The organism is Candidatus Rokuibacteriota bacterium, from assembly GCA_016188005.1.
Lineage (GTDB): Bacteria > Methylomirabilota > Methylomirabilia > Rokubacteriales > CSP1-6 > UBA12499.
In genome coordinates, this window is the sequence record JACPIQ010000122.1 from 1 (window position 1) to 13,226 (window position 13,226).

The following is a 13,226-nucleotide window of genomic DNA, read 5'->3' on the forward strand; positions in this document are numbered from 1 at the left end:
AGCGGCGGCGGCCGCCGAGCTGCTTCTTGCGGAGGCGGAGGGACTTCGGGGTGACCTCGAGCAATTCGTCCTCGCGGATCCACTCGAGGCACTGCTCGAGGCTCATCGTCCGCGGCGGCGTGAGGCGCACGGCCTCGTCCGAGGTGGACGACCGGATGTTGGTGAGCTTCTTCTCCTTGGTGATGTTCACGTCGAGGTCGTTGTCGCGGGAGGTCTCGCCGACGACCTGGCCCTCGTAGACGGGCTCGCCCGGCCCGAGGAAGAGCTCGCCCCGAGGCTGGAGATGGTCGATGGCGTAGGCGGTGGTCCGGCCGGTGCGGTCGGACACCATGGCGCCGTTGGACCGGTGGGGGATGTCCCCCTGCCAGGGCGCATGCCCGTCGAAGAGGTGGTTCAGGAGCCCGGTGCCCCGGGTGTCGGTGAGGAACTCGGTGCGGTAGCCGATGAGCCCGCGCGAGGGGATGCGGTACTCGAGGCGCACCCGCCCGGTGCCGTGGTTCACCATCTTCGTCATCTGGCCCTTCCGGGGCCCCAGCTTCTGCGTGACGGCGCCGATGAACTCCTCGGGGATGTCCACCACCAGGGCCTCCATGGGCTCCAGCGTCTGGCCGTCCGCCTCCTTCGTGATGATCTGGGGCTTGCCCACCTCCATCTCGAAGCCTTCGCGCCGCATCATCTCCATGAGGATGGCCAGCTGCAGCTCGCCGCGACCGGAGACGCGGAAGGTGTCCGGTGAGTCGGTCTCCTCCACGCGGATGGCCACGTTGGTCCGCCGCTCCTTCCAGAGCCGGTCCCGGAGCTGGGTCGAGGTGACGAAGCGGCCCTCGCGCCCCGCGAAGGGCGAGACGTTGGCGGAGAAGAGCATGGACACCGTGGGCTCGTCGATGTGCATCACCGGCAGGGCCACCGGCTTCTCGGCGTCCGCGATGGTCTCCCCGATCTCCATGGCCTCGATGCCCGCGACGGCCACGAGGTCGCCGGCCCAGGCCTCCGCCACCTCCACGCGTTTGAGCCCCTCGTAGCCGTAGAGCACGGTGACCTTGGCCGTCTCCACGCCGCCGTCCCGGTGGACCACGGCGACCCGGTCGTACTGGCGGATGCGGCCGTTGACGATCCGGCCGATGACGAGCCGGCCCACGTAGTCGTCCCAGTCCAGCGAGGCCGCGCGGAGCTGGAGCCCCTGCGCCTCCTCGAACCGCGGCGGCGGGACATGGGTGAGGAGCGCGTCGAAGAGCGGGGCGAGGGTCTTTCCCTCCTCCGCAAGAATGGCGGTGGCGGTGCCCTTCCGCGCGTCCGTGTAGAGGACGGGGAAGTCCAGCTGCCCCTCGGAGGCGTCGAGATCGATGAAGAGGTCGTAGACCTCGTCGAGCACCTGGGCGGGGCGCGCGTCCTGGCGATCGATCTTGTTGATGACCACGATGGGGGGGAGCCCCGCCTCCAGCGCCTTCTTGAGGACGAAGCGCGTTTGGGGCAGTGGCCCCTCGGCGGCGTCCACCAGCAGGAGCACGCCGTCCACCAGCGTCAGCGTCCGCTCCACCTCGCCGCCGAAGTCGGCATGCCCCGGGGTGTCCACGACGTTGATCTTCACGTCCCGGTAGTGGATGGAGGTGTTCTTCGCCATGATCGTGATGCCCTTCTCGCGCTCCAGGTCGATGGAGTCCATGACGCGCTCCACCACGTGCTCGTTGGCGCGGAAGATGCCGGACTGCCAGAGCATGGCGTCCACCAGCGTGGTCTTGCCGTGGTCCACATGGGCGATGATGGCGACGTTGCGGATGTCGGGGCGCTCCAGCATGTCCTCACTGTAGCATGCCTTGTGGCGCCCGCGCGGCCTCTGGCATAATGGCGCATCCCAACTCAAGGAGGCCCACCGATGCGGTTCCGACTCCTCGCCCTCGTCACGGGGGCGGCGCTGCTGCTGGAGGTGCAGGGGCTCGCGTTCCCCGCGGCCGAGGCCCAGCAAGGAGGCAAGAGGGTGAAACAGTCCGCGGTCATCACCATGGAGAAGGGCGGGGAGATCAAGCTGGACTTCTTCCCGCAGGACGCGCCGAAGACGGTGGAGAACTTCGTCACGCTGTCCAGGAAGGGCTTCTATGACGGGCTCACCTTCCACCGCGTCGAGCCCGGCTTCGTCGTCCAGGGCGGCGACCCCAAGGGCACCGGCATGGGCGGCCCCGGCTACACCATCAAGGCCGAGTTCAACAGGCAGAAGCATGTCCGGGGCTCGCTGGCCATGGCGCGCTCGCAGCACCCGGACTCTGCCGGCAGCCAGTTCTACATCTGCCTCGCGGCGGCACCCTTCCTGGACGGCAACTACACCGTGTTCGGCATCGTCACCTCGGGCATGGACGTCGTGGACAAGATCCGGAAGGGCGACACGATGAAGTCCGTGAAGATCGTCGAGGCGGCACAGTAGCCGTGGCCTGGTCGCTCCTCATCCGGAACGGAACCGTCGTGGACGGCAGCGGCGCCCCCGGCGTGCGCGCCGACGTGGCGGTGGAGGGCGACCGCATTGCCGCGGTCGGCGCCGGGCTCGCCGGCGAGGCGGCCCGCGTCATCGACGCCGGAGGGCTCACGGTGGCGCCGGGCTTCATCGACATCCACTCGCACTCCGACCTCTTCTACCACGCCTGCCCCGCGGCCGAGTCCAAGGTGCGCCAGGGTGTCACCACCGAGGTGGTGGGGATGTGTTCCTTCTCGCCGGCCCCCGTGGCGCCCGGGCGGGCGGACATCCTCCGGGCGTGGGCCGGGGGCATCGGCTCCCAGCTGCCCATCGCCTGGCAGAGCTTCGGCGAGTACCTCGCCCACGTGCGGCGGCTCGGGCTCTCGGTGAACGTCGTCCAGTTCGCGGGCCAGGGGGCGCTGCGGCTGGCGACCGTCGGGCCCGACGACCGCCCGCCCACCCCGGCCGAGGAGGCGGCCATGGCGCGGTATCTGGCCGAGGCGCTGGAGGCCGGGGCCTTCGGCTTCTCCACGGGGCTCGTGTATCCGCCGAGCCTCTACGCTTCCACCGAGGAACTGATTAGGCTGGCGCGGAGCATGGCCCGGCGCGGGGGACTGTACTTCTCCCACATCAGGGGCGAGGCGGCGATGCTGGAGGCCTCCATCGCGGAGGCCATCAGGATCGGTGAGGAGGCGGGGGTGCCCGTGCAGATCGCCCACATCAAGGCGGCCGGCCGCGAGAACTGGGGCCTCATGGGACGGGGGCTCCGTCTCATCGAGGCGGCCCGGGCCCGCGGCGTGGAGGTGACGGCCGACGTCTATCCCTATACCGCCGGCAGCACGAAGATGGACAACCTCCTGCCCGCCTGGATGCACGACGGCGGCATCGCCCGCCTCCTCGAGCGCCTGGCCGATCCCGCAGCGCGCCGGCGCGCCGTCGCGGAGTGCCTGGTGGACGGCGAGCGCTGGCTCACGCTCTCCGGTGCCACGGGCTGGGACGAGATCGTGATCGCCACCTGCCCCCGCGCGGACCTCGAGGGGATGAGCCTCGCCGCGCTGGCGCGGCAGGCCGGCGCCCCGCCGGCCGAGGCGATGCTCGACCTGCTCCTGGCCGAGCGGGCCGGCGTCTCCATGGTGATCTTCACCCAGAGCGAGGACAACGTGAAGCAGGCCCTCGCGCATCCCCACGTCATGGTGGGCTCGGACTCCATCGGGCTCTCGACCGGGCCGGGGCCGCATCCCGGCAAGCCTCACCCGCGCATGTACGGGACCTTCCCCCGGGTGCTGGGCCGCTACTGCCGCGAGGAACATGTCGTCTCTCTCGAGAGCGCTGTCCACAAGATGACCGGCATGCCGGCCGCCAAGCTCCGCCTCCGGGATCGGGGGCTCCTGCGCCGGGGCTTCGCCGCCGACCTGGCGCTCTTCGACGCGGCGACAATCCGTGACGAGGCGACCTACGCCGATCCCCACCGCCATCCGACGGGGATGCCGTACGTCGTGGTGAACGGGCAGGTGGTGGTGGACGGCCCCCGCTTCAACGCCCTCCCGGCCGGCCGGGTGCTCACCCCCTGACCTGCCGCCCCGCCGTGCCGGGCCCTGGACGGCCCAGGGCGGCGCGGCACTTCAGGAGCTCGTTCCCGGGCGAGTGACCGGGCCACCAGCTCCGCGCTGTCCGGGCGGTTGACGGGCCGGGCCGCCACATTTATGCTTCCTCGAGCATAATACACGTCCGCTGGACCTGAGGGAGGATCCCGATGATCGATCGATTCCTGCTCTTCCTGACGGTGGCGCTCGGGCTGGCCGGCCCGGCCCTGGCCCAGTCCAGCGTGGTCATCCTCTCGACGACCACGAGCACCCAGGACTCGGGCCTGCTGGACGTGCTCGTGCCGATGTTCGAGAAGAAGAGCGGGCTGACGGTGAAGACGATCTCCGTCGGCACGGGCCAGGCGCTGGCCCTGGCCGCCCGGGGCGAGGCGGACGTGACGCTGGCTCATGCCCCCGCGGTCGAGAAGAAATACATCGACGAAGGCAGGATGCTCCATCGGCGGCTGGTCATGTACAACGACTTCGTCATCATCGGCCCGGAGAGCGACCCGGCGAAGGTCAAGGGTCTTCCACGCGCGGCGGACGCGCTGAGGCGCATCGCCGAGACCCGGTCTCGTTTTGTGTCGCGGGGCGACAGGTCGGGGACCCACACGCTGGAGATGGGCCTCTGGAAGCAGGCCGCGATCGAGCCCCGGGGGGCCTGGTACATCGAGTCGGGGCAGGGCATGGGCCAGACGCTCGGCATCGCCAACGACCGGCGCGCCTATACCGTCACCGACCGCGGCACGTGGCTCGCCTTCCAGAAGCGGGTCAGCCTGCCGATCCTGGTCGAGAAGGACCGACCGCTGCTGAACATCTACTCGGTCATGGAGGTCAACGTGGCCAACGGCCCGCGCGTCAACGCCGCGGGCGGGAGGGCGTTCGCCGACTTCATGGTGTCGCCCGAGGTGCAGGACGTCATCAGGACCTACGGGATGGACAGGTACGGTCAGCCGCTCTTCGTCCCCATCGCCGGCAAGCGGGACGAGGATCTCTAGAACGTCGACCTGCCGTATCACGCAGTGGACATTGTGCAGGGCCGGCCGGGCGAGCTACGGTGATGTCGACGTGGATCAGAGGCCGCGACGTCAGCTCCGCCTCCCGTTGCCTTGTGAGAATCGCGAGGCTCATGCTAGTCTTTCGCATGCCCTTGAGAGTCAGGGTGTCACCGGGGGGCTTGACCATGGTGACGCCGGGCTCGCTCCTCTCGGGGAGGAGGCGGGCGTGAAGCGCCTCGCTCCGCAGCTCTCGACCCGCCTGGGACTCCTCTACGGCACGGACTGCTTCAACCTGTTTTCGGCCCTCAAAGACGAGTCCATCCACTGCGTCTTTGCTGATCCGCCATTCAATCTCGGCAAAGATTACGGTCACGGCGCGATGAAGGACGCGCTCGAGAAACGTGACTATCTCAAGTGGTCATTTGCCTGGCTCGACGAGTGCATTCGACTGCTCACGCCCGGTGGCGCGCTGTTCGTGTACATCCTCCCGCAATGGGGCTACCATCTGGCCGCGCACATCGAAGAGCGGGGAATGCTCTTTCGCCATTGGATTGCGTTGTCGATGAAAGGCACGTTCCCGCGCGGCCGCAAGCTGTACCCGGCGCATTACACCCTCCTCTACTTCACCAAGGGAGAGCCACGGGTTTTCAATCACGTTCGACTTCCGGTGCCGGTGTGTCGTCACTGCGGGAAGGATGTGAAGGATTACGGCGGCCATCGCAAGTACCTGAATCCGCTTGGACTCAACCTCACCGACTTCTGGGATGACACCGCACCCGCGAGGCACCAGAAATTCAAGGCCCGGTGGCACATCAACGAGCTGAAGCCGATGATTCCCAGCCGCTGCATCCAGATCGCGACGGAAGAGGGGGACATAGTCCTTGACCCGTTCGGGGGCGGAGGCTCCACGTACGAGACGGCGGAGCATCTGAAGCGCCACTGGCTTGGCACTGAGATAGCGACCTGCGCCGCGATTCGGGATCGGTTCAGGCGGCATCTCCCCGGTCTGAAGGCCGCGTCGCCAGGCGCCCTGCAGCGCGTGTTCAAGCGACCTGATCCGAAATTCACTCTGGTCGTGCCCTGAGTGGCCAAGATCGTAGAGGAGCACCACTACGATGGGGCTGGCGAGCGCCTAGAGCGCCTGGGTCTCATTCCTCTCCTCGAAGAACTGCGGAGCATCCTCCGAGGTGTACCTCTCCAGGTGAAGGAGGAGCGTGATGCCAATGGTGGGGCCGCCGTCCGCCGACTGATCGACGCGCGCTTCCCGAAGCCTTGGGCTGGCGTCAAGAGCGGAGACATCGACTGGACCAAGTGCCACCCCGTCAATGGCACACGTGTCTGTCTCGGGGTTGAGATCCAGATGTCCGCGAGGAGCGACCTTCTCGTCATCGACGTGATCCACCTCAGGAAGGCACTGGAGAAGGGGAAGATCGACGTGGGTGTGCTGGTCGTCCCGAGCGACAAGCTCGGGGTCTTTCTGACAGATCGGGGCCCCAGGGTATCTGATGCCAAGCGCCACATAAGGGAGGCACGAGCGGAGGATCTCCCGCTGGTGCTTCTGGCGCTGGAGCACGATGGGCCAGGGCCAGCCCTGAAGAAGCAAGCCAAGCGGGAGCGCAAGAAGTAACACGATCGAGCCCTGCTTGGTGGGACGCTTGCCACGGAACCCAGCAAAGTGAGCCTGCTCGTCCAGGGCCTGCTCGAGGCGCTCCGCCTGCTCCTGACGGGCGATCCGGAGGTGTGGCGGATCACGCTCCTGTCGCTCCAGGTCTCGGGGAGCGCGACCGCGCTGTCGCTGCTGATCGGCATCCCGCTGGGGACCGTCCTCGCGCTCGCGCGCTTTCCCGGCCGGGCGCTCGCCGTCAGCCTGGTGAACACGGGCATGGGACTGCCGCCCGTGGTCGTCGGCCTGTTCGTGACGATCCTGCTGTGGCGGGGAGGCGCCCTGGGCTTCCTCGAGATGCTCTACACGCCGCCGGCCATGGTGCTGGCCCAGATGGTGATCGCCGCGCCCATCGTGACGGGGCTGACGCTGGCCGCCGTCCAGCAGGTGCCCGCGCAGTTCCGGCTGCAGATGCTGGCGCTGGGCGCCTCACGCGCCCAGATGGTCGGCGCGCTGCTCCGGGAGGCGCGGCTGCCCATGCTGGCCGCCGTGATGGCCGGCTTCGGCGGCGTGATCTCGGAGGTGGGGGCCTCCCTCATGGTCGGCGGCAACATCAAGGGTGTCACGCGCGTCCTCACCACCGCCACGGTGCTCGAGACCTCCAAGGGGGCCTTCGACGTCGCCATCGCGCTGTCCGTGATCCTGCTCCTCCTCACCTTCCTCGTGAACTGGGCGCTCACCTGGGTGCAGCAGCGCGCGCGCGGTTGACGCGGCCCGGGGGGCCCCGCACAATCGAGACCACGATGCGACACGCCCGGCGGCTCGTGGCGGCGGCCCTGCTGGTGGTCCTGCCCTGGCTCGCGGGCCCGGCGGCGGCCCAGCCGGCCAGGCCCGCGCTCACCGTCTTCGCCGCCGCGGACCTGGCCTTCGTCTTCAAGGAGCTGATCCCGCTCTTCGAGCAGCGGAGCGGCGCGCGGGTGACGCTGGTCCTCGGGTCGAGCGGCACACTCGCCCGCCAGATCGAGCACGGCGCGCCGGCCGATGTCTTCTTCTCAGCCGACCGCGCCCTGGTGGACGACCTCTCCCGGGCAGCCGCGGTCATCCCCGAGACGCGGTCGTTGTATGCCCAGGGGCGCCTGGCGCTCGCCGTGTCGAAACGGGCAGGTCTCGCCGTCCGGGACCTCCGAGACCTCGAGCGGCCTGCGGTGCGGCGCATCGCCATCGCCAATCCGGAGCATGCCCCGTACGGGCGCGCCGCGCGGGAGGCCCTCCAGGCGCTCTCGCTCTGGGAGCGGCTGCGGCCCCGGCTCGTCTACGGCGAGAACGTGCGCCACGCGCTGCAGTTCGTCCAGGCAGGTGCGGCGGAGGCGGCGCTCGTCGCGCTCTCGATCGCCTCGGTGCCCGAAGTGGACACGCTGCCCGTGGACCCGCGGCTCCACCGGCCCCTCGATCAGATGGCCGCCGTCGTCCGGCGCAGCGGGCGGCCGGAGCTGGGGCTGGCCTTCCTGCAGTTCGTCCAGGGGGCCGAGGGCCGGCCCCTCATGAAGCGCCACGGCTTCCTCCTCCCGGGGGAGTTCTGAGCCGTGCCCGACCTCTTCCCGGTGTGGCTGTCGCTGCGCGTCGCGACCCTGGCGACCTGCCTCACCCTTGTCGTCGGGCTGCCGCTGGCCTGGCTGCTGGCGCGGCGGCGCTTCCCGGGGCGCGACCTGGTGGCGGCGGCCGTGGTGCTCCCGCTGGTGCTGCCGCCCACGGTGCTGGGCTACTACCTCCTGCTCCTCATCGCGAGCCAGGGCGCGCTGGGTCGCGCGCTGGGCGCTCTCGGCGTCGAGCTGGCGTTCACGTGGCGGGCCGCCGTGCTCGCGGCCGCAGTCGGCTCCGTCGCGCTCCTCGCCAAGGCCGCCCAGGCCGGCTTCGAGTCGGTGGACGCCAGGCTCGAGCAGGCGGCGCGTACGCTCGGCCGCTCCGAGTGGGGAATCTTCTGGTCCATCACCCTGCCCCTGGCCTGGCGCTCGGTGGTGGCTGGCACCGTGCTCGCCTTCTGTCGGGCGCTGGGCGACTTCGGCATCACCTTGATGGTGGCGGGAAACATCCCGGGGCTCACCCAGACGCTGCCGCTTGCCATCTACGACCATGTCCAGTCCAACCGCATGGCGGAGGCCAATACGCTGGCGCTCCTGGCGGTGGTGGGCGTCACGGCGCTCCTGATGGGTGTGGGACGCCTGGCCCGCCTCCGCTTCTAGGGGGTCAGGTCTTGCAATCCGACATTTCGGCCCGGCCCGGATGCTGCCGCACTCCCGACCGAGCACCGTCACCGGTACCCTGGCCCATGCCAGAGTCCAGGCCCGCACCCCTACCGATGCTACCGATGTCGGAATGCAAGACCTGACCCCTATGGAGCTGGTGATCAGGAAGGCGCTGCCGGGGTTCACGCTCGATGTGGCGTGGGAGGCGCACGAGAAGGTGGTGGCGCTGTTCGGCCCCTCCGGCGCTGGCAAGACGCTCACGCTCCAGTCGCTGGCCGGCCTGGTTCGGCCGGACGCAGGGCGCATCGTGGTGGGCGGCCGGGTCTTCTTCGACAGCGAGCGTGGCGTCGACGTGCGCCCGCAGGAGCGCCACCTGGGCTACGTCTTTCAGGGGTACGCGCTCTTCCCCCATCTCTCCGTGGAGGACAACGTGGGCTACGGCCTCCGCGGGCTGCCCCGCGCGACGCGGCGCCGGCGCGTGGTCGAGGTGATGGACCGCCTCGGCCTGGGCGGCCAGGCGCGGCGGCACCCGCGTGAGCTGTCCGGCGGCCAGCAGCAGCGGGTGGCGCTGGCACGCGCGCTGGCGGTGGACCCGGGGCTCCTGCTCCTCGACGAGCCGCTCTCGGCGCTCGACGCTCCCCTGAGGCGCCAGCTGAGAGAAGACCTCATGCGGATCGTGGGCGAGTGGGGCGTGCCCACGGTGCTCGTCACCCACGACCTCACCGAGGCCTTCCAGCTCGCGGAACGCATCGTCATCTACGACCAGGGGCACGTGGTCCAGGCGGCGCCCAAGTCCGACCTGCTCTCGCGCCCGGCCTCGGAACAGGTGGCGCGGCTCCTGGGCGTGCGCAATATCCTCGAGGGGGCAGTGCGCAAGGCCACCCCCGAGATCATCCAGCTCCGGTGGCGCGGCCACGACCTCGAGGCCATCAACTCGCCTGCGCGCGGCTGGCTGCCGCCGCCCGGCACCCGGGTGGTGTTCTTCATCCGGCCCGAGTACGTGCGCCTCATCCGGAAGGACCGTCCCGGGCCCGACCCCACCCACTACATGAACCGGATGGAGGGGCATGTCGTCGCGCAGGTGGATCAGGGGGCCAACTGGTCCCTCTGCTTCGCGGTGGACGGGACCGGGTCGCACGCGCACGGGAGCCACGATCTCGAGATCGAGGTGCCGCGGCTCGTGCACGAGATGCTGGAGATCGGGCGCGACCACCGCTGGGCGATCTCCATGCACCGCGGGGCGATCCACGTGCTGCCCCAGGCATGACCGCCGTCGTCGAGTGCGTGGGGGTGACGGTGGCGCACGGCGCGCGCACGGCGCTGGCGGTCCCCTCGCTGGCGGTGGCGCCCGCCGAGATCCTGGTGGTGATCGGTCCCAACGGCGCGGGCAAGTCCACGCTGCTCCGCGTGATCGGGCTGCTGGAGGCGCCGACCGCCGGGTTGGTGCGCTTCCGCGGCGAGCCGGTGACGGCGCAGGGCGGGCTCGCGGTGAGGCGCAGGATGGCGAGCGTCTTCCAGGCGCCGCTCCTCGTGGACGCCAGCGTCCGGGACAACGTGGCGCTGGGCTTGCGCTTCCGCGGCGTCGAGGCGGGGGTGGCGAGCCGGCGAGTGGCGCGCTGGCTCCACCGCTTCGGCATCGCCCCTCTCGCGGCGCGGCGGGCGAGGACACTCTCGGGCGGCGAGGCTCAGCGCGTGGCGCTGGCCCGGGCGCTCGTGCTGGAGCCGGAGCTGCTCCTCCTGGACGAGCCGTTCGCGGCGCTCGACCAGCCGACGCGCGAGACGCTCATGGAGGAGCTGGGCGCGATCCTCCGCGCCGATGGGATCGCCACGGTGCTCGTGACCCACGATCGGGGGGAGGCGCTGGCGCTGGGCGATCGCGTGGCCGTCCTCATGGGCGGCCAGCTGCTCCAGGTGGACGAGACGGCCCAGGTCTTCCGCGCCCCGGTCTCCGAGGAGGTGGCGCGCTTCGTCGGCGTGGAGACGATCCTGCACTGCCCCGTGATCGGGCGCGACGGCGAGCTGTCGCTGCTGGAGGCGGGCCCGCGGACCATCGAGGTGGCCCAGCCTGCGGAGCCCGGCGAATGGGTGCGGCTCTGCCTGCGCCCCGAGGACGTGACCCTGGCCGCGGGCGCGCCTCCCGCGGGGTCGTCGAGCGCCAGGAACCGGCTCCCCGGGACCGTGGCGCGCCTGATCCCCGCCGGTCCCCATGTTCGCGTCATCGTTGACTGCGGTTTCCCGCTGGCGGCGCTCGTGACTCGCCGCTCCGTGGAGGACTTGCGTCTCGCCGAGGGCGCCGCGGTCACGGCACAGTTCAAGGCCACGGCCCCGCACCTGCTCCGCTCGCGCAAGGCCTGATGCCGCCTCGCCAACGCCTTGACGCCCCGGAATCTCCGGGGGTATAAGCGTAGCTAGAAGGGTCGCTGGGTGGTCTCGAAACCCCGTTCCAAGGAGGTTCCCGCATGGCTGACTCGGAGCCCCTGATCGAGCGTCTCGCCACCGAGAATCACGAGTTCCGGAAGCTCCGCGAGGAGCACAGGAAGTACGAGGCGGAGCTGGCGACGCTCAACAGCCGCGCGTTTCTTTCCGCCGACCAGCAGTGGCGGGTCAGCGAGCTGAAGAAGCTCAAGTTGATCGCGAAGGACAGGATGGAGGTCATCGTGCGCCAGGCGCGAGCCGGCGCGCACGCCTGAAGGGACCCGTCGAGTAGCCCGTTCCATGCGCTCCTCCCGGGCGAGGCCCGGCTTTCGCGGCCTCTCCCACCTCACTCCGGCGGGTGATGCGCGGATGGTGGACGTCTCAGCCAAGGCCGAGACCGCCCGCGAGGCCGTTGCCCGGGTCACTCTCAGGCTGCGGCCTGCCACGCTGGCCGCCGTGCGCGCGGGCCAGGTGGCCAAGGGCGATGTCCTGGGCGTGGCCCGCACCGCCGGGATCCTGGCGGCCAAGCGCACGCCGGACCTGATCCCCCTCTGCCACCCCCTCAGGATCACCGGCGCGGAGGTGAGCTTCGCCCTCGACGTCCGGCGATCCTCCATCACCGTCGAGGCGCGCGTGCGCACGCTGGACAAGACCGGCGTCGAGATGGAGGCGCTCACCGCGGCCGCTGTGGCCGGACTCACCGTGTACGACATGGTCAAGGCGGTGGACCGCGGCGTGGTGCTCACCGACCTGTGCCTCGTGGAGAAGTCGGGCGGCAAGTCCGGCCACTGGACCAGGCGCTCCCGGCCGTGAAGACCGCGGTGATCTACTCCGACGCGTGGCAGCGCTTCGACTACGGGCCGGAGCACCCGCTGCGCATGGAGCGCCTCGGCCTCACCTGGCGCCTCATGGAGAGCTACGGCCTCACCACTCTGCCGCGCGCGAAGGTCCTCGCCCCCCAGCTCGCTGACGTCGAGGCCGTGGGGCGCTTTCACGGGCGCGAGTACATCGAGACCCTCCGGGCCGTGGGCGCGGGTGACTGGGTGCCCCATGCGGCGCGCTTCGGGCTCGGCCCCGGCGACAACCCGATCTTCCCGGGGCTCTGGGAAGCGGCCCAGCTCGTGGCGGGCGGGTCGCTGCAGGCCGCCGCGCTGGTGGCCGAGGGCGAGGCGGACCGAGCCTTCCACTTCGCGGGGGGCCTCCACCACGCGATGCCCGACCGCGCCAGCGGCTTCTGCTACGTCAACGACGCTGTGCTGGCGATCATGGCGCTCCGCCAGCGCGGCCTGCGGGTGGCCTACGTGGACATCGACGCCCACCACGGCGACGGCGTGCAGTTCGCGTTCTACGCCGACCCGAACGTGCTGACCATCTCCACCCACGAACGCGGCGACCGGCTCTTCCCCGGCACGGGGTTCGTGGAGGAGATGGGCGCGGGGCCCGGGCTCGGCTTCTCGGTCAACCTGCCGCTGCAGCCCTTCACCGACGACCAGGTCTACGAACCGGCGTTCGAGGCGGTGGTGCCGCCGCTGCTCGCCGCCTTCCGGCCCGACGTGCTCGTGCTCCAGCTCGGCATCGACTCCCACCGGACCGATCCGCTCACCCATCTGAGCCTGTCGGTCCAGGGCTTCACGCGCGCCGTCACGCGGCTGCTCGAGCTGGGGCCGCGGGTGGTCGCCCTCGGTGGGGGCGGCTACGACCTGGTCAACGTGGCGCGGGCCTGGACGGCCGCCTGGGCGGCGATGAACGAGGTCCGGCTCGCGCCCGGGCTGCCCCCGCAGTCGCATGCCGACATGGCGCGGCTCGGGCTCGAGACCCTGGCGCTCTGGGATCCGCCCGCGGAGCTGCCGGCGGAGACGCGGTGCTGGGCCGAGGAGTACGCGCAGCGTCAGGTGCGGGCGATCCGCGAGAAGATCTTCCCGTTCCATGGCCTCTGAGGCA

General features: G+C 70.4%; 14 protein-coding genes. 13 read left to right on the forward strand and 1 reads right to left on the reverse strand.

Annotation, left to right across the window (positions count from 1 at the left end; translation table 11 throughout):
• The coding region (gene typA, locus HYV93_23950; GenBank protein ID MBI2529024.1) for a translational GTPase TypA at window positions 1–1,795 on the reverse strand (1,795 nt) is incomplete at its 3' end.
• A gap of 78 nt (window positions 1,796–1,873) precedes the next feature.
• Here typA and HYV93_23955 point away from each other — a divergent pair.
• From HYV93_23955 to HYV93_24015, 13 genes are all read left to right on the forward strand, one after another.
• The gene (locus HYV93_23955; GenBank protein MBI2529025.1) at window positions 1,874–2,416 is read left to right on the forward strand and encodes a peptidylprolyl isomerase; all 543 of its coding nucleotides are present in this window, start codon (window positions 1,874–1,876) and stop codon (window positions 2,414–2,416) included.
• A gap of 2 nt (window positions 2,417–2,418) precedes the next feature.
• Window positions 2,419–4,014 (forward strand): D-aminoacylase, encoded by a 1,596-nt coding sequence (locus tag HYV93_23960; GenBank protein ID MBI2529026.1) that lies wholly within the window; start codon window positions 2,419–2,421, stop codon window positions 4,012–4,014.
• A gap of 182 nt (window positions 4,015–4,196) precedes the next feature.
• The gene (locus tag HYV93_23965) at window positions 4,197–5,024 is read left to right on the forward strand and encodes a substrate-binding domain-containing protein (GenBank protein MBI2529027.1); all 828 of its coding nucleotides are present in this window, start codon (window positions 4,197–4,199) and stop codon (window positions 5,022–5,024) included.
• A gap of 226 nt (window positions 5,025–5,250) precedes the next feature.
• Window positions 5,251–6,108, forward strand: a complete 858-nt coding sequence (locus HYV93_23970) for a site-specific DNA-methyltransferase (protein ID MBI2529028.1) — start codon at window positions 5,251–5,253, stop codon at window positions 6,106–6,108.
• On the forward strand, window positions 6,109–6,651 hold the full coding sequence (locus HYV93_23975; protein MBI2529029.1) for a hypothetical protein: 543 nt from the start codon (window positions 6,109–6,111) through the stop codon (window positions 6,649–6,651).
• Window positions 6,652–6,699: 48 nt separating this feature from the next.
• The gene (locus HYV93_23980; GenBank protein MBI2529030.1) at window positions 6,700–7,395 is read left to right on the forward strand and encodes an ABC transporter permease; all 696 of its coding nucleotides are present in this window, start codon (window positions 6,700–6,702) and stop codon (window positions 7,393–7,395) included.
• A 35-nt stretch (window positions 7,396–7,430) separates the two neighbouring features.
• A complete protein-coding gene (gene modA, locus HYV93_23985) occupies window positions 7,431–8,207 on the forward strand; it encodes a molybdate ABC transporter substrate-binding protein (protein MBI2529031.1) in 777 nt (258 codons plus the stop codon).
• A gap of 3 nt (window positions 8,208–8,210) precedes the next feature.
• A complete protein-coding gene (modB, locus tag HYV93_23990; protein ID MBI2529032.1) occupies window positions 8,211–8,867 on the forward strand; it encodes a molybdate ABC transporter permease subunit in 657 nt (218 codons plus the stop codon).
• A gap of 151 nt (window positions 8,868–9,018) precedes the next feature.
• A complete protein-coding gene (locus HYV93_23995) occupies window positions 9,019–10,137 on the forward strand; it encodes an ABC transporter ATP-binding protein (GenBank protein ID MBI2529033.1) in 1,119 nt (372 codons plus the stop codon).
• Complete coding sequence (locus tag HYV93_24000) at window positions 10,134–11,225, forward strand: ABC transporter ATP-binding protein (protein MBI2529034.1); 1,092 nt, start codon at window positions 10,134–10,136, stop codon at window positions 11,223–11,225. The genes HYV93_23995 and HYV93_24000 overlap by 4 nt, the downstream gene beginning before the upstream one ends.
• Before the next feature lie 104 nt (window positions 11,226–11,329).
• Complete coding sequence (locus HYV93_24005; GenBank protein MBI2529035.1) at window positions 11,330–11,560, forward strand: DUF465 domain-containing protein; 231 nt, start codon at window positions 11,330–11,332, stop codon at window positions 11,558–11,560.
• 25 nt (window positions 11,561–11,585) lie between these two features.
• The gene (gene moaC / locus HYV93_24010; GenBank protein MBI2529036.1) at window positions 11,586–12,098 is read left to right on the forward strand and encodes a cyclic pyranopterin monophosphate synthase MoaC; all 513 of its coding nucleotides are present in this window, start codon (window positions 11,586–11,588) and stop codon (window positions 12,096–12,098) included.
• Window positions 12,095–13,222: an acetoin utilization protein AcuC gene (locus HYV93_24015; protein ID MBI2529037.1), complete on the forward strand. Its 1,128-nt coding sequence runs from the start codon at window positions 12,095–12,097 to the stop codon at window positions 13,220–13,222. The genes moaC and HYV93_24015 overlap by 4 nt, the downstream gene beginning before the upstream one ends.
• The last annotated feature ends 4 nt before the right edge of the window (window positions 13,223–13,226 follow it).